A 16,455-nucleotide genomic window follows, 5' to 3' on the forward strand; every position below is an offset into this window, starting at 1 on the left:
GCAACCCACCTCGTTCGTCCCGAACGAAGTCGAGGGGCGCGGCACTGACGCCGGCGAAAACGCCCCACGACTTCGCTCGGAACGAGCGGAGATTCCGGGTTTGGCAGGAACCGCCAAGGCGGGCGGTTCCCTGGCGGACTTCATCTGGTTCCGCACCGGCGGCCCGGCCGAATGGCTGGTGCGACCGGCGAGTGTTGAGGACTTGTCGCAGTTTCTCCGCAACCTCGATCCTTCCGTTCCCGTCCTCCCCGTCGGCGTCGGCTCCAACCTCATCGTCCGCGACGGCGGCGTGCCGGGCGTGGTCGTGCGGCTGCCCAAGACGCTTGCGCATGTGCATATCGAGCCCGGCAATCGTGTCCGCGCCGGAGCGGGGGCGATGGGCATCACCGTCGCCAGCAAGGCGCGCGACGCGCACATCGCCGGCCTTGAATTCCTGCGCGGCATCCCCGGCACGGCCGGCGGGGCGGTGCGGATGAACGCGGGCGCCTATGGCCGCGAAGTCTCCGACATTCTCGTGGAGGCGACCCTCGTCCTGCGCGACGGCACGATCGAGACCTGGCCCGCCGAGCGTTTCGGCTACACCTATCGTCACAGCGAAGTGCCGGAAGGCGCTGTGGTGGTCGAAGCGCTGTTCGAGGGCGTGCCGGGCGACCGCGCCGAGATCGGCGCCGAGATGGACCGCATCGCGGCCGAGCGTGAGGCAAGCCAACCGCTCAGGAGCCGCACCGGCGGCTCCACCTTCAAGAACCCGCCGGGCACCAAGGCCTGGAAGGAAATCGATGCCGCCGGCTGCCGGGGGCTGACCATCGGCGATGCCCAAGTGTCGGAGAAGCATTGTAATTTCCTGCTCAATCTCGGCAGGGCCAAGGCCGCCGACATCGAGGCGCTGGGCGAGGAAGTGCGCCGCCGCGTCCGCGAGCACAGCGGCATCGAGCTGGAGTGGGAGATACAGAGGGTGGGGAATGGCGTCATCCCGGCGAAAGCCGGGATCCCAGGACAAGAGGTCGCGGCGGGTCTCCCTGAGACCCCGGCCTCCGCCGGGGTGACGAAAGTGGAGAATGAGCGTGCCGGATAAGCTTCACGTCGCGGTTCTGATGGGCGGCTGGTCGGCCGAGCGGGAAGTCTCCCTGTCCAGCGGCAAGGGCATAGCCGAGGCGCTGGAAAGCCTCGGCCACCAGGTCACCTGCGTCGACATGGATCGCAACGTCGCGCAGGTGCTGGCCGGCATCAGGCCGGACGTCGTGTTCAACGCGCTCCACGGCACGCCGGGCGAAGACGGCACCGTCCAGGGCATGCTCGATCTGATGCAGATCCCCTACACCCATAGCGGTGTCGAGACGTCGGTGATCGCGATCGACAAGGAACTCACCAAGATGGTGCTGGTGCCCCACGGCATCCGCATGCCCGAGGGGCGGATCATTGAGAGCGAGAGCCTCTACAGCGAAGACCCGATGCCACGTCCCTATGTGCTGAAGCCCGTCAACGAGGGCTCCTCCGTGGGGGTCGCTATCGTCACCGATCAGGGCAATTACGGCAATCCGATCGGCCGCGACGTGGCGGGGCCATGGCAGAAATTCGAGCGCCTGCTCGCCGAGCCCTTCGTCAAGGGCCATGAGCTGACCGTCGCCGTGCTGGGCGAAGAGGCGCTCGCCGTGACCGAGCTCAAGCCGACCCAGGGCTTCTACGATTACGACGCCAAATATACCGATGGCCTGACGCAGCATGTCTGCCCGGCCGAGATCCCGGACGACATTCGCGACGCCGCGATGGAGATGGCGCTGCAGGCGCACCGGCTGCTCGGCTGCAAGGGCACGTCGCGATCCGATTTCCGCTGGGACGACGAGCGCGGCGTCGAGGGTCTCTACCTTCTCGAGGTGAATACCCAGCCCGGCATGACGCCGCTCAGCCTGGTGCCCGAGCAGGCGAAGTATCGGGGCCTCTCCTATGCCGAACTCGTCCAGCGCATTATCGACGAGGCGCTGAAAGGGGGGGGTGGATGAGCGCACGCATCGCCCGTGGCTCCTCGAGCGCGAAGTCCCGGCCGCGATCCAAGACGCCGGCGCGCGGCAAAGGTCGCGCCAAGCCGGCCGACACGCTCCCCATCAGTGACGCGGCGCTGCGGCGGATCGGCTTCTGGCTGTTCCTGGGAATGGTGCTGGCCGTCGCGATTGCCGTCGCCGTGGCGATGGGCATTCCGCGCGCGATCGCCTGGAGCGCCGGCGAAGCAGTCGGCGAGGCGGGCTTCGCCGTGAAACGGGTGGAGATCAAGGGGCTGGAGCGGATGCAGCGCCTCCCTGTCTATGCGGTCGCGCTCGATCAGGAATCGATGGCGATGCCGCTCATCGACCTCGACGGCACGCGCGAGCGACTGCTCAAATTCGGCTGGGTCGAGGAAGCGCGGGTGTCGCGCCGCCTGCCCGACACTTTGGTCGTCGACGTCGTCGAGCGCACGCCGGCGGCAGTGTGGCAGCATAACCAGCGCCTCGCCCTTATCGACCGCCACGGCGTCGTGCTGGAGGATGTGAAGCTCGAGGCGATGCCGGACCTTCCGCTCGTCATCGGTCCAGCCGCCAATCATCACGCCGACGAGCTTGTCGCCCTTTTCGCGGCGACCCCGGAATTGAAGCCGATGCTCGCCGGCGCAACCTGGATTGGCGGGCGGCGTTGGGATATCAGATTCCAGTCGGGGGAGGTGCTTGCATTGCCGGAAGGAGCGGAGGCGGCCAAGAAGGCGCTCATTCATTTCGCGCGGATGGACAAGGCGGCGCAGCTGCTGGGCCGAGGCCTCGTCCGCTTCGACATGCGCATACCCGGGAAGATCGTCGTGCGTGTCTCCGACGTTCCCGGCAGCTCCGTGCCCGAAATGGAAGCCGCGGCGCCGCCGCCCGCGATCGACGCGGCGACGACGATATGAGGGCGCGCCGTTGAGCAGGAGGATGCCGCAGCCTCCGGGCCGCAAGCTCGTCACCGCCCTCGACATCGGTTCGTCCAAGGTCTCCGCCCTCATCGCGGAGCCGGGCGAGGCGGGCGAGCTGCGCATCCTCGGCACCGGCCAGCGCGAGAGCCGCGGCGTCAAGCGCGGCTATGTCGCCGACATGGAGCGGACCGAAGCCGCCATCCGCGAGGCGGTGGAGCAGGCCGAGCGCATCGCCGGCACCAATGTCGAGGACGCCTTCGTCGGCTATTCGGCGGGCGGCCTTGTCAGCACCGTCGCCAGCGTCGAGGTGGGCATCGGCGGCCGCAAGATCGAGAAGAGCGATATCGACAATCTGCTCATTGCCGGACGGGATTCGATCAATCCGGAAGGCCGGATTCTCCTCCACGCGCTGCCCGCCCTCTACACGCTCGATGGGTTGCAGGGGGTGAAGAAGCCGCTCGGCCTTCACGCCGACAAGCTGACCGTGGACATTCACGTCATCTCCACCGAGCCGTCGCCCGTTCGCAACCTCGACCTGTGCGTTCGCTCGGCGCATCTCGGCGTCTCCGCCATCGTCGCCTCGCCGGTCGCCGCCGGCCGGGCCTGTCTCAGCGAGGAAGAGAGGGAGTTGGGCGTGGCGCTCGTCGAGATGGGCGCGGGCGTCACCAACGTCTCGGTCTTCGCCGGCGGAATGCTGGTCGGTTTGAAGTCGCTCCCCATCGGCGGCATCGACATCACCGACGATATCGCCTCCGCCTTCGGCACCCGGCGGGTGGAGGCGGAGCGGCTGAAATGCTTCTACGGCTCGGCGACCACCTCCCCCCGCGACAATCACGACATGATCGACATCGCTCCGATCGCCGGCGCAGAGGAGGGGGCGGAGACGACGCGGATTACGCGCGCCCAGCTCATCGCCATCATCCGCCAGCGGCTGGAGCAGTTGATGGACGAGATCGCGCAGGCGCTGAAGGATCTGGGTTTCGCCGGGCCGTTCGGCAGGCAGGTTGTGCTGACCGGAGGGGCCTCGGAACTGAAGGGCATGGCCGACTATGCTCAAGGCGTGCTCGGCCGTGCCGTGCGGGTCGGCCGGCCGAAGCTGCCCGGCCTTCCCGATGCGCATAGCGGACCCGCCTTTACCACCCTGGCGGGGCTCGCTCTGTTCGCGGCGTCGAACGAGCTCGACCTGAGGCGGTTCGGCGGGAATGAAAAGGGCACGCGCAAGGGCGAAGGGGAGGGCATGATGCAGCGCCTCATCTCATTGTTCAAAAGCAACTATTAGGAAAAATTATGCCCACGTTAACTTTTTGCTTCCGCCCGCGAATCGCATCGTGCAAAAGAGTCGGCAAGGTGCTTCGTGGGGGCGCCGTGAGCACAGGGGAGTCAACCAAATGAGCATCGATTTCATCCGTCCGGAAGTTGACGAGCTGCGTCCCCGGATCAGCGTGATCGGCGTCGGTGGCGCGGGTGGCAACGCGATCGCGAACATGATCAACAGCGATGTTCAGGGCGTCGATTTCCTCGTCGCGAATACCGATGCGCAGGCGCTGAACGCGTCCCTGGCGGACCAGAAGATCCAGCTGGGGCTCAAGATCACCCAGGGCCTCGGCGCCGGCTCCCGCCCCGAGATCGGCAAGGCTGCCGCCGAGGAGACGATCGCGGAGATCGAGAAGGCGCTCGACGGCGCCCATATGTGCTTCATCGCGGCCGGCATGGGCGGCGGCACCGGCACCGGCGCGGCCCCCGTCATCGCCAAGGCGGCGCGGGACAAGGGCATCCTCACCGTCGGCGTCGTCACCAAGCCGTTCGCCTTCGAAGGCACGCGCCGCGGCCGCTCGGCCGACGCGGGCATCGAGGAGCTGCAGCAGCATGTCGACACGCTGATCGTCATCCCCAACCAGAATCTGTTCCGCATCGCCAACCCGAATACGACCTTCAAGGAAGCCTTCGCTATGGCGGACGAGGTGCTCCAGCAGGGCGTGCGCGGCATCACCGACCTCATGGTCATGCCGGGCCTCATCAACCTCGATTTCGCCGACGTCCGTTCGGTGATGGGCGAGATGGGCAAGGCGATGATGGGCACCGGCGAGGCTTCGGGCGACAACCGCGCCCTCGAGGCCGCCGAGCAGGCGATCGCCAACCCGCTCCTCGACGGCGTCAGCATGAAGGGCGCCAAGGGCGTCATCATCTCGATCACCGGCGGCGAGGACATGCGCCTGATGGAAGTGGACGAGGCCGCCAACCACATCAAGGATCTGGTCGATCCGGATGCCAACATCATCTGGGGCTCGGCGTTCAACAACGACCTCGACGGCAAGATCAGGGTTTCGGTCGTCGCGACCGGCATCGAGGCCGATGCCGTGGCGATCCAGCCGGCGCCGGCCAAGGTCTTCGCCTTCCCGTCCTCGCCGCGCGTGGCCGAGGCTCCGAAGCCGATGCCGGTGGCCGAGCCCGTGATCGTATCGGAAGAGGCCGAGGAGCAGGCTCCGGCTGCCGAGCTGACCCTCGAGGAGGAAGCGTCGACGGAGCTCGGGCTGGAAACACCGGTTGAGGAGGAGACGGGCGACGAGCTTCTGCTTGGCAGCGGCGATATGCTGGCGGGCGAAGAGACGGTCCCGGCGGCGGAGGAGACTCCGGCGGAGGAGCCGACGTCCGGCAACCGCAGCTGGCTCACCGGCCAGGAAGAGGCGCGCCAGGCGCCGCGTGCCGGCGGCACCTTGTTCGAGCGCATGTCGAACATCGCCCGCGGCGCGGCCAAGGCGCAGGTCGAAGAGGAAGCGCCGGCCCGGCATAGCCGCGATCCGCTCGATATTCCGCGGTTCCTCAATCGCCAGAACAATCAGTAAGACCCAACCGCGGTCCGATCGGTGCCACCCGTTTATCGACGGTAGGCACCGATTGGGCGTGGATCATCGGGTCCATACATCGTCGGTTTAGCTTTGGATGGGCTTATCGGCGGCATGATTCCCATGAAGATGAACACGCTAAGGCTCGGCGCCGCCTTGCTAGTGGTCGGTTTCGCCAGCTCCGCAGGGGGCGCGCAGGAAATCCGGCACGTCTACAGCGGTAGCCAGCTGCGCGAGACGCCGGATGTGGCGCTCGCCCGCCATCTGCGCACGCTGGCCGAATCCCCCCGCAACGGCAATGCGTTGAAGGGTGCCGGCGAGGCCGCGCTTGCGCTCAACGATCCGCAGACGGCGCTGACCTTCTTCGCCCGCGCCGAAGAGGTGACGCCGCGCGACGGCCGGGTGAAGGCGGGCATGGGCTCGGCCTTCGTGCTGCTGGAGCAGCCGGAGGCCGCGCTGCGCTTCTTCGCCGAGGCGAAGAGCATGGGCATCCTCGAGCGGACCTTCGCCGGCGACCGCGGCCTCGCCTACGACCTGACCGGGGACCCCATCCGTGCCCAGGCCGACTATCGCATGTCTCTCGCCTATCGCGAGGATCCGGATGTCCGCCAGCGTCTGGCCCTGTCGCTGGCGATCAGCGGAGACCGCGATGGCGCGATCAAGACGATCGACGACCTGCTGCGCAAGCAGGATCGCGGCGCCTGGCGGACCCGGGCCTTCATCCTCGCGCTGACCGGCGATACGGCCGGAGCGACTGAGGCGACCCGCGCCGTGCTGCCGGCGCAGGCGTCGGCGCTCCAGCCCTTCTTCGCGCGTCTCCCCTGGCTCACGCCGGCCGAGCGGGCGATGGCGGTCCACTTCGGCCGCATTCCGACCGCCGGCACCCAGAACGCTGCCGCCGCACCGCCGGCTCAGACGCAATATGCCAACGCCGGTCCCGCCACCGGCCAAGCAACGAGCCCCAGCCGCCCAACCGCCTCCTCGCGCAGGGCGGCCCAGGCCGAACCCGATAAGACGTCGGCCCGCCGCCGCCCCGGCAGCCGCGACGGCACCGTCAGGCAGGCGCCCTTCGCGAAGGCGCAGCGAACTGCCGAGCCGGCATCGGCGCCGCCCACTCAGCGGAGCGGGCGTACGGCGGTTCGGACGGCCCCGCTGCCCTCGTCGGAAAAGGAGTCCGAGCCGTCGGACCCAGCCCCGGCTCCGGCCGCCGACGCTAAGCCGGCCCCAACAGGGTCGGCGAGCGCGGCCGGGGCCTCTCAGAAGAGCGCGCCCGAACGGACGAAGCCAGCAAAGACCGCCGCTGCCACGCCGCCGGCGAAGAAGCCGCCGGTCGTCCGTCTTCCCTTCGGCCCGCCGACACCGGGCACGCCGCCGCGCCTCGCCGACATCGGCGAGGCCGTCGCTGCGGTTCCCGATGCCGCCCAGGGCGAGCAAAGGGCCCCTGCGCCCAAGGCGGCCGCGCCTAGCCGGCACTGGGTCCAGATCGCGGGTGGCGCCAACAAGGACGGCCTGCCGCGCGAATTCAAGCGACTGAAGGCGAAGGCGCCCGACCTTCTTTCGGGCAAGACCGCCTGGACCTCCCCGCTGCGCTTCACTAATCGCCTTCTCGTGGGTCCCTTCGAATCCGAGACCGAGGCGCAGGCCTTCGTGAACGCGTTGGTCGCGGCGGATCTGGCCGCTTTCAGCTGGACCAGTGCGGAGGGGCAGGAGATCGAGAAGCTGGCCGTCCAGTGAGGGCGCTGGCCCCTTACGCCTCCGACCCCGCCCGGAGCCGTGGCCGCCTCCACGCCGAGGACCGCGGGGCCACCCGCGGCCCCCGCGACGCCTTCCAGCGCGACCGCGACCGCATCATCCATTCGGTCCCGTTCCGTCGCCTCCGCCACAAGACCCAGGTCTTCGTTGCGCCCGACGGCGATCATTTCCGCGTACGACTCACCCACAGCCTCGAGGTCGCACAGATCGGCCGCACGCTCGCCCGCGCGCTTGGCCTGAACGAGGACCTGACCGAGGCGCTGTGCCTCGCCCACGATATCGGACACCCGCCCTTCGGCCATGCCGGTGAGGATGCTTTGAAGGCGGCCATGGTCGAGGCGGGCGGCTTCGATCACAATGCCCACACCATCCGCCTCCTCACCCGCCTGGAAACGCCTTATCCTGCTTTTGACGGTCTCAACCTCAGCTGGGAGACGCTGGAGGGGCTCGCCAAGCATAACGGCCCCGTCGCCAGCCCCGGCTGGGCGCTTGCCGAAGCCGATGCCGCCTTCCCGCTCGACCTCGCCACCTGGCCGAGCCTGGAGGCGCAGGTCGCCGCGATCGCCGACGATATCGCCTATGACAATCACGATATAGACGACGGTCTCCGGGCCGGCCTCTTCACCTTGGACGAACTGCTCGCCGTGCCGCTTACCGGCCGCGGCTGGCAGGCGGTGCGCAGCCGCTTCCCCAAGGTCGACGAGCAGCGCCTCATCCCAGAGCTGGTCCGCGACCAGATCGGCCGGATGGTGAACGACGTGCTCGAGGAAACCCGCCGCCGACTGGACGAAAGCGGCGTCGCCAGCCCCGACGATGTGCGGCAGGCGGGCCGGCTTCTTGCCGGCTTTTCGGACGAGATGGCGCGCGAGGAGCGGGGGCTCAAAGCCTTCCTTTCTCAGCGCATGTACCGCTCCGGCCCGGTCAAGGCGGTGGCAGACGAAGCGGAGCGGGTCCTTTCCCGCCTGTTCGAGGCCTATCGCACCAATGTCTGCCTGCTTCCCCCCGAGTGGCAACCCGCCGCGCCTGAGCCCGTGCCGACCTTGCGCGCCATCGGCGACTTCATCGCCGGCATGACCGACCGTTTCGCCATCCGCCAATATCGCGAGCTGGTCGGCCCGGTGGAGCTGCCCGAAGGCTTCTAGGCGCTGGACCTTGGCGCTGGCCATCCGCTACAGCGCCATCTTTCCCGCCAATGGAAATTGTGACGTGACCCTTTACGCCCGTTTCGCCGCGCATGTCGGCACCGTTCTCGACAGCCTTGAGCAGGAAGGAAGCCTCACGCCGGGCCTCGATCGCAAGGCGGTGGCGGTCGAGCCGCCGCGCGATGCCTCGCATGGCGATCTCGCGACCAACGCGGCGATGGTGCTGGCGAAGAAGGCCGGCACCAATCCGCGCGCGCTGGCCGAGCTGATCGCGCCCAAGCTCCAGGCGCTGGACGAAGTCGCGGCGGTCGAGGTTGCGGGACCGGGTTTCATCAACATCCGCCTCGATCCCGGCATCTGGCAGAGCGAGCTTCGCGCCATCCTCGCCGAGGCCGCCGATTATGGCCGTTCCAGCCTCGGCAAGGGCGAAAGGGTGAATGTCGAATATGTCTCGGCCAATCCGACCGGGCCGATGCACATGGGCCATTGCCGCGGCGCCGTGGTCGGCGATGCCCTGGCCGCCTTGCTCGAATATGCCGGCTACGCCGTCACGCGCGAATATTATGTGAACGACGCGGGAAGCCAAGTCGACACGCTCGCCCGCTCGGCGCACCTTCGCTACCGCGAAGCGCTCGGCGAGGAGATCGGTGAGATTCCCGAGGGCCTCTACCCTGGCGACTATCTCCTCCCGGTCGGGAAGGCGCTCGCGGAGGAGTTCGGCGACCGCTATGTCGGCGCGCCCGAGGCCGAATGGCTCCAGCTCTTCAAGAAGAAGACCGTGGTGGCGATGCTCGTCCTCATCCGCCACGACCTCGGCCTCCTCGGCATCCACCACGACATCTTCGCCTCCGAGGCGGACCTCCAGGCGAGCGGCGCCGTCGATCGCGGCCTCGAAACGCTGCGGGCCAAGGGCCTTGTCTATGAGGGCCTGCTCGAAGCGCCCAAAGGCGAGACGCCTGAAGACTGGGAGCCGGTCGAGCTGACCCTGTTCCGCTCGACGGAGTTCGGCGACGACCAGGACCGGCCGATGAAGAAGTCCAACGGAAGCTGGACCTATTTCGGCGCCGACGCCGCCTATCATCTGCAGAAGGCGGAAAGCGCCGACCACCTCATCAACATCTGGGGCGCCGATCATGCCGGCACGGTGAAGCGCGTTCAGGCGGCGGTGAGGGCGCTGACCGACGGCCGCGTCGACCTCGACGTCAAGCTGGTCAACATGGTCCGCCTGTTCCGCGCCGGCGAGCCGATCAAGATGTCGAAGCGGGCCGGCAATTTCGTGACCCTGGCCGACGTCGTGCGCGAAGTCGGCAAGGACGTGGTGCGCTTCATGATGCTCACCCGCCGTGCCGACGCGCCGCTCGACTTCGATTTCGCCAAGGTGGTCGAGGCGTCGAAGGACAACCCGGTTTTCTACGTGCAGTACGCCCATGCGCGCATCTGCTCGCTCCACCGGCGGACGAAAGAGGCCGCGCTGGATCTGCCGGAGACGGCCGATCTCGCCCTGCTGGACGATGAGGAACTGGCGCTGATCAAGCTGGGCGCCCAATTCCCGCGCGTGGTCGAGGCGGCGGCCCAGGCGCACGAGCCGCACCGCATCGCCTTCTACCTGAACGACCTCGCCGCGGCGCTCCACGCCCAGTGGAACAAGGGCAATGATGACCCGGCGCGCCGTTTCTTGTTGGCACAGAATCCCGATTTGACACGCGCACGTCTGGAACTCGCCTCGGCGATAGGGCAGATTATCCGCAACGGCCTGGCGATCATGGGGGTGGCCGCCGCTGAGGAGATGCAGTGATGACCGATACGCGCGTTGACGAGGCCTTGCCCGACGAGGACCGCCTGCCCTGGCTCGAGGCCGTCGAGGAGGAAGAAGCGAGCGAGGGACCGTCGGCCGCCAAGCTCATTGCTTTTGTCGTCATCGGCCTGGCCGCGATCGGTTTGATCGTCGGCGGCCTGTTTTGGATCGGCAGTCGAGATGCGAGCGGTGAGGGGGGCGAGCCCGAGCTGATCGCCGCGCCGGCCGGCGACTATAAGGTGAAGCCGGACGAGCCCGGCGGGATGCAGGTCGAAGGCACCGGCGATACCGCCTTTGCCGCCAGCGAGGGCGCGGTTCCCAAGGCGGCGATCGATACCGGCGCGCTGCCCGAAACGCCGGTGACCAAGGAAGCGGCTCCGGTCGCGGCTCCGGCCGAACCGAAGCGGGCGGCCGCGCCGTCCACCGCGGCGGGTGCCACGATCCAGCTCGGCGCCTTCTCCAGCCAGAGCGCGGCGAACAGCGCGTGGAAGGCGCTGTCCGGCCGCTTCTCCTATCTGGCGCCGCTCAGCCACAGCGTCACGCCGGTGAAGAGCGGCGATGCGACGCTTTATCGCTTGCGCGCCAGCGGTCCCGATGCGAGCGGCATTTGCGGTCGCCTGCGCGTCGCCGGCGAGGCCTGCGTGCGTATCGACTAATTGTGAGCATTGAGCGTCATTGCGAGGAGCATCGCGACGAAGCAATCCAGACCCAGGCTGGATTGCCGCGCTTCGCTCGCAATGACAGGCAGTTTTGGGAGACCTGATGCAGCCGGCGATTTACGGCCTGGCGGGTGAAAGCCTCACCGCCGACGAGCGGGATTTCTTCCGGGACGCCGATCCCGCCGGCTATATCCTCTTCCGCCGAAACTGCGCGGACCGGGAACAGCTCCGCGCGCTGACGGACTCGCTGCGCGCCCTCCACGGCCGCGAGGATGTGCCGATCCTGATCGACCAGGAAGGCGGCCGCGTCGCCCGCATGCAGCCGCCGGTCTGGCCGAAATTCCCCCAAGCGGGGCGCTTCGCCGACCTTTACGCCAAGGCTCCGATCAGCGCGATCGAAGCCGCTCGGGCCAACGCCGGGGCGATCGCCCTGGTGTTGAGGGAAGCCGGCATCAACGTGAACTGCCTTCCGCTCCTCGACGTGCGCCAGCCCGGCGCCCACGACATCATCGGCGACCGTGCGCTCGGCGGCGAACCCATGCAGGTCGCCGCCCTGGGGCGCGCCGTGCTCGATGGCATGGCCGCCGCGGGCGTCGTCGGCGTCGTCAAGCACATCCCCGGCCACGGCCGCTCGATGAGCGACAGCCATGTCGAGCTCCCGGTCGTGAACGCGTCGGACGAAGAGCTGGACCTGGATATCGAACCCTTCCGCACCCTTCGCAACGCACCGATGGGCATGACCGCCCACGTCGTCTACACCGCCTGGGATCCGGATCGTCCCGCCAGCCTCTCGCCGACGGTCATCAACGACATCATCCGGGAGCGTATCGGCTTCGACGGCCTCCTCATGTCCGACGATCTCGGCATGCACGCCCTCACCGGCGGCTTCGACCGACGCGCCCGCGGCGTCGTCGAGGCGGGCTGCGACGTGGCGCTGCACTGCTCGGGCGACATGGCCGAGATGGTCGCGGTCGCGAACGGCCTGGGAGAGATGACGGGAAAGACGCGCGAGCGGCTCGATCGGGCCATGGCCAGCGTCGCCGATGCCGCTCCGGCCGGCTCCTATGAGGAACTCGCCGCCAAGCGCGACGCGCTGCTCGCCTACGCTTGATCCGCGCTTTTTGACCGCTGGAATACCGTAAAAACCGCCGATGCGGTTTATGCGGTAGCGCACCGGAACGATCTGGCGCGAATGTGCCGGCCTTTCCCAAGCAGCCCGACGAAAGGTCGCCCATGCGTCTTCTGCCCCTGGTTTCCGTTGCCGCCCTCATGATCGCCACGGCCGCGACTGCGCAAACGGAAGCCGATAAGGGCGGCGGCAAGGGCAAGAGCATCGAGGCGCTCCACAAGGAAGCCGTCGCCGAGGAGGCGGAAGCCGGATGGGCGCGGGCGCCGGTGGAGGAGCGCGAAGTCGTCACCCGCCACAGCGTCCGCGTCGGCGGCAAGACGCTCGGCTACGCCGCGACGGCGGGAACGCTCACCCTCCGCGACGCCGTCGGCAAGCCCGAGGCGAGCATCTTCTACACCGCCTACACTCTGGACGGCACGAAGCCCGGCACCAAGCGGCCGGTCATGTTCTTCTTCAACGGCGGGCCGGGCTCGGCGAGCCTCTGGCTGCACATGGGCTCCTTCGCTCCGGTGCGGCTTACCACCGGCAATCCGGAATATATCCGCCCCGCGCCGTTCGACTTCGGTCCGAATCCGGACACATTGCTCGGCACCACCGACCTCGTCTTCATCGATGCGCCCGGCGCCGGCTATTCGCGGCCGCTTGGCGATGCCAAGCCGTCCGATTTCTACGGCGTCGATCAGGACGTCGACGCCTTCGCCCGCGCCATCCTGCGCTACTCCACCAAGTTCGGGCGCTGGAACAGCCCGAAGTTCATCCTGGGCGAAAGCTACGGCACTTTGCGCGCGGGCGCGCTGGCCCATCAGCTCCAGGAGCGGGGCATGGCGCTGAACGGCGTCATCCTGCTCTCATCGATCATGAATTACGGCGTCCGCCAGCCCGGCTTCGACCAGATCTACCTCACCTATCTGCCGAGCTATGCCGCCACGGCCTGGTATCACAACCGCCTGCCCAGCCGTCCGGAGACCGTCGAGGAAGCGGTGGCGGCCGCGCGGCAATTCGCCGAGGGACCCTATGCGGCTGCGCTCGCCAAGGGCCAGACGATCAGCCCCGAAGAACGCGACGCCGTCGCCCAGCGGATGAGCGAGCTGACGGGGCTTTCGGCCGACTTCATCAAGCGGGCGAACCTGCGTGTCGATCTCTCCCGCTTCCGCAAGGAGCTGCTGCGCGACGACCGCATCACGGTCGGCCGCTTCGATTCCCGCTACACCGGCGTCGACGGCGACGCGGCCGGCGAGGGCCCGGATTTCGACGCCTCGTCCGAAGCGATCAGCGGGGCCTTCATCGGCTCGCTGAACGGCTATCTGACCCATGAACTCGGCTACAAGACCGACATGACCTATCGACTCAGCGCTCGCGATGCGCCCGGCTTCGAGTGGGACTGGAGCCATGCGGCGCCCGGAACCCGCCGCGAGCAGACCACGCCGAACACGGCCGTGGACCTGTCCGTGGCGATGCGAACCAATCCCTACCTCAAGGTGCTTTCGCTCAACGGCTATTACGACATGGCGACGCCCTTCTACGGCACCGAATACGACCTTCGCCACATGATGCTTGAGCCGGCGCAGCAGCGGAATCTGCAGTTCACCTATTATCCCGCCGGGCACATGACCTATCTCAATCCCGACGCGCTCCGCCAGATGACGGCGGACATCGAGCGCTTCGTCGGCGAGGCGGTGGCCGAGGCTCGCAGCGGCACGCCGCCGGTGGCGCCCTAACCGTGTCTACCGGTCGCCGTTTCGAGGCGATCGATCATCCGGCCGACCGGGCCGCGCGAGTAGGTGAGGCCCTGATAGACGGTCACCACCGTTCGCGCCCAACGAAGGTAGAGTGCGGGCCAGTGCAGGCGGCGGGCGAGGTCGAAGACGGGATGGCTCCAGACGGCGATGTGGTGGCGCATGCGGTAGATCAGCTTGCGTCGAAGAGGCAGGCCGCCTGAGTTGGCCTCGACGCGCTTGGCCGGACGCACGCCCGGGCGGCGCCAGCTCAGCCTGTAGGCCAGCCCTTCGCGGCGCTGCCTGAAGCCGGCGGCCTGGGTCTGCTCGACGAAGTCGGCGTCGACCGGAGTGAGGTCGAGGCGGCCTTCGCTGATCCCCTGCTTGATCAGCCTGTGCAGTTCCGGCGAACGGACGATGACGACGTTCGTCCCGCGCCCGTCCGACGAATAGGGTTCCACCCAGGCATCGCCGAAGGAGATGTCCGCTGTTTCCGCCACCACGTCGTCGCAGAAGTCGCAGGCGCTGTTCTGGAAGAAGCCGGCGCCCCAGTCGCCGTCGACGAGATGCCACCAGTCCTGCGCCTCGCGACGGCCGTCGCGGCGGGTGATCTCGGCGCGATACCAGTTGGCCGGCCGGCACGGGTCCTTGAGGCGGAAGTCGATCCGCTGCACCTCCTCGGCCTTCATGCCCATCTGCCAAGCGAAGCTCTCGACCATGCGAGCGCTCTTCATGTGGCCGCAATAGAGGCCGAGGGTGAAGGCGATCCGATCGGAGAGCCTCTCGTCCTCGGCGCGGAGCAGGTTCACCGCCTTGATGAAGCAGGGAATGCCGACAACGGCGTAGCGCCCGGGGACGGATCGGATTTCATCAAGCACGCCCGACAACTCGATCGGATAATAGCGCGACTTGGCGCCGGCGCGCACGGCCGCCTCGTCGCGGGAGATGCGATAGCGAAAATGGCGTCCTTCCTTCTCGGGATCATCGACCGCGACGACATGGGCGACGCCCTCCACGAGCCCCTGGCGCAGCAGTTCGGCCGCGATCCAGCTCACCAGCCCGCCGGAGCTGCCTTCCTCGCGAAAGCCGTCCCGCGCATGGCCAACATAAGCGGCCTCGAAGGGACCAACCCGTTCGTCTTGATAACGAGCGGCCGGAAAGAGATGAGCCGCCAGCGCGCGCTCGTCCCGTGCAGTGGGTGAGAAGGGGCAGATGCGGGCAAAGGAGGGCGATGGCTCGCCTAGCCATTCGGCCGGCCCCGCGGGTTTGAGCTGGCCGTGGCGGTCCCACCTCATTCTGCCCTTGTCGGCGAGACAGGCGCCGCAACCGATGCACAGGCCGGATGCCATCATGTCGCGGCGGCTGACCGGGCGCGCCTCTTCCGGCGAAGCAAGGCAGCTAGGCGAGGACATGGTCGAGATAGGAGGCGGACTGGCGGCGCAGCGCGGCGATCCGCTCGTGGACGGCGGGGCCTAGGGGTTCGGCGAGGAGCCTGTGGAAATGCGAGGTGGGAGTGTCTTCGGCAACGACGTGCTTCTGCGCACCGACAGCGTCGGCGAGATCGCGCACCTTGTTGAAGCGATAGGGAGACGTGGCGCAGGCGAAGGGCCGGCCATATAGGAGCGCGAACACGCAGCCATGAAAGAAGTTGGTCGCGATCGCGGCGGAGGCGGCCATCAGCTTGGCGAAACGCTCGGGACCGGCGGTGAGCAGCTGCTCGTCCGCCCAGTCGTTGCGATAGCCTATGCTGAGGAGTTTGTAGCCATGGGCCGCCGCGCTGCGCCGGACGCGCTCCGTGAACCAGGCCGGAAAGCTGTGGCCATAGACCGCGATATAGGGCTGGCGCCGTTGAACCTGGCCAGGCGAAACCTTGGGCGGGAACTGGAGGCAGGGGTCCAGCACCAGCTCGGGCTCGCGGTTCAGCGCATCACGGACCATCCGGCGGCTGTTCTCGTCGCGGACGGAGATAAAGGAAAAGCGCTTGAGCAGTGCCGTCCACCAACCGTCCAGGCCGTCGGCGGCGTCGTGGTTGCCGAAGCTGGCGGCGTAGGAGACGAGGCGTTCGACGTTGAGTCCGGCGCCGTAGAAGAGCGGCCGTCCGCCATACCAGGGATGGCGGAGGTTCCAGACCTCGTCGCTGCCGACGATGACGACGTCATAGCGCTCGAGCCCTTGCGGATCGTCGAGCCGAAACCGCGCGGAACGGGGCAGGGCATCGAAGGCGCCGAGGAAACGTCGGGTCTTGAGAGCGTAGAGCCGATAATCGGACCGCGACGTCCGCTCGGGCAATAGCGGCCGGAGCGCGCAGCGCCATTCCGCCCGGTTCACCTTGGCCGAATCATGGTCGAGAAGAACCGCGTCATCGCCCCGAGCGCGCAAGCCTTCGACGAGGCAGCGCGCTTGCCAATAGGAGCCGTAGTTGATGCAGCGGTGGAAGGTGAGAACACCGATTTTCCGGCGGCGCGGCATGATCTCGAGCCAATGCGCCGCCATGGCCGATGTT

General features: G+C 67.9%; 13 protein-coding genes. 11 read left to right on the forward strand and 2 right to left on the reverse strand.

Annotation, left to right across the window (positions count from 1 at the left end; translation table 11 throughout):
* Positions 1-91: 91 nt before the first annotated feature.
* From murB to DF286_RS10165, 11 genes are all read left to right on the forward strand, one after another.
* Positions 92-1,075 (forward strand): UDP-N-acetylmuramate dehydrogenase, encoded by a 984-nt coding sequence (murB, locus tag DF286_RS10115; protein WP_424141253.1) that lies wholly within the window; start codon positions 92-94, stop codon positions 1,073-1,075.
* Positions 1,059-2,000, forward strand: coding sequence for a D-alanine--D-alanine ligase (locus DF286_RS10120; RefSeq protein ID WP_109271318.1), 942 nt, complete (start codon positions 1,059-1,061; stop codon positions 1,998-2,000). Before murB ends, DF286_RS10120 begins: the two co-directional genes overlap by 17 nt.
* On the forward strand, positions 1,997-2,914 hold the full coding sequence (locus DF286_RS10125) for a cell division protein FtsQ/DivIB (protein ID WP_109271319.1): 918 nt from the start codon (positions 1,997-1,999) through the stop codon (positions 2,912-2,914). The genes DF286_RS10120 and DF286_RS10125 overlap by 4 nt, the downstream gene beginning before the upstream one ends.
* A 22-nt stretch (positions 2,915-2,936) precedes the next feature.
* Positions 2,937-4,196, forward strand: coding sequence for a cell division protein FtsA (gene ftsA / locus DF286_RS10130; RefSeq protein WP_109271320.1), 1,260 nt, complete (start codon positions 2,937-2,939; stop codon positions 4,194-4,196).
* A 109-nt stretch (positions 4,197-4,305) separates the two neighbouring features.
* Positions 4,306-5,760, forward strand: a complete 1,455-nt coding sequence (ftsZ, locus tag DF286_RS10135; RefSeq protein WP_109271321.1) for a cell division protein FtsZ — start codon at positions 4,306-4,308, stop codon at positions 5,758-5,760.
* 123 nt (positions 5,761-5,883) lie between these two features.
* The gene (locus tag DF286_RS10140; RefSeq protein ID WP_146193597.1) at positions 5,884-7,494 is read left to right on the forward strand and encodes an SPOR domain-containing protein; all 1,611 of its coding nucleotides are present in this window, start codon (positions 5,884-5,886) and stop codon (positions 7,492-7,494) included.
* Complete coding sequence (locus DF286_RS10145; protein ID WP_109271323.1) at positions 7,491-8,654, forward strand: deoxyguanosinetriphosphate triphosphohydrolase; 1,164 nt, start codon at positions 7,491-7,493, stop codon at positions 8,652-8,654. The genes DF286_RS10140 and DF286_RS10145 overlap by 4 nt, the downstream gene beginning before the upstream one ends.
* A 64-nt stretch (positions 8,655-8,718) precedes the next feature.
* The gene (argS, locus tag DF286_RS10150) at positions 8,719-10,449 is read left to right on the forward strand and encodes an arginine--tRNA ligase (RefSeq protein WP_109272133.1); all 1,731 of its coding nucleotides are present in this window, start codon (positions 8,719-8,721) and stop codon (positions 10,447-10,449) included.
* Positions 10,449-11,105 carry an SPOR domain-containing protein gene (locus DF286_RS10155; RefSeq protein WP_109271324.1) on the forward strand — a complete coding sequence of 219 codons (657 nt, stop codon included), beginning with the start codon at positions 10,449-10,451 and terminating at the stop codon, positions 11,103-11,105. The genes argS and DF286_RS10155 overlap by 1 nt, the downstream gene beginning before the upstream one ends.
* Before the next feature lie 106 nt (positions 11,106-11,211).
* Positions 11,212-12,219 carry a beta-N-acetylhexosaminidase gene (gene nagZ / locus DF286_RS10160; RefSeq protein WP_109271325.1) on the forward strand — a complete coding sequence of 336 codons (1,008 nt, stop codon included), beginning with the start codon at positions 11,212-11,214 and terminating at the stop codon, positions 12,217-12,219.
* A 122-nt stretch (positions 12,220-12,341) separates the two neighbouring features.
* On the forward strand, positions 12,342-13,955 hold the full coding sequence (locus DF286_RS10165; RefSeq protein WP_109271326.1) for a S10 family peptidase: 1,614 nt from the start codon (positions 12,342-12,344) through the stop codon (positions 13,953-13,955).
* Here the strand turns inward: DF286_RS10165 and DF286_RS10170 are convergent.
* Entirely contained in the window at positions 13,952-15,247 is a 1,296-nt protein-coding gene (locus DF286_RS10170; RefSeq protein WP_109272134.1) for a Coenzyme F420 hydrogenase/dehydrogenase, beta subunit C-terminal domain, read from the reverse strand. The genes DF286_RS10165 and DF286_RS10170 overlap by 4 nt on opposite strands.
* 103 nt (positions 15,248-15,350) lie before the next feature.
* Positions 15,351-16,445 carry a polysaccharide pyruvyl transferase family protein gene (locus tag DF286_RS10175; RefSeq protein ID WP_243444795.1) on the reverse strand — a complete coding sequence of 365 codons (1,095 nt, stop codon included), beginning with the start codon at positions 16,443-16,445 and terminating at the stop codon, positions 15,351-15,353.
* Positions 16,446-16,455: the final 10 nt, after the last annotated feature.

Source organism: Sphingosinicella humi, from assembly GCF_003129465.1.
Taxonomy (GTDB): domain Bacteria; phylum Pseudomonadota; class Alphaproteobacteria; order Sphingomonadales; family Sphingomonadaceae; genus Allosphingosinicella; species Allosphingosinicella humi.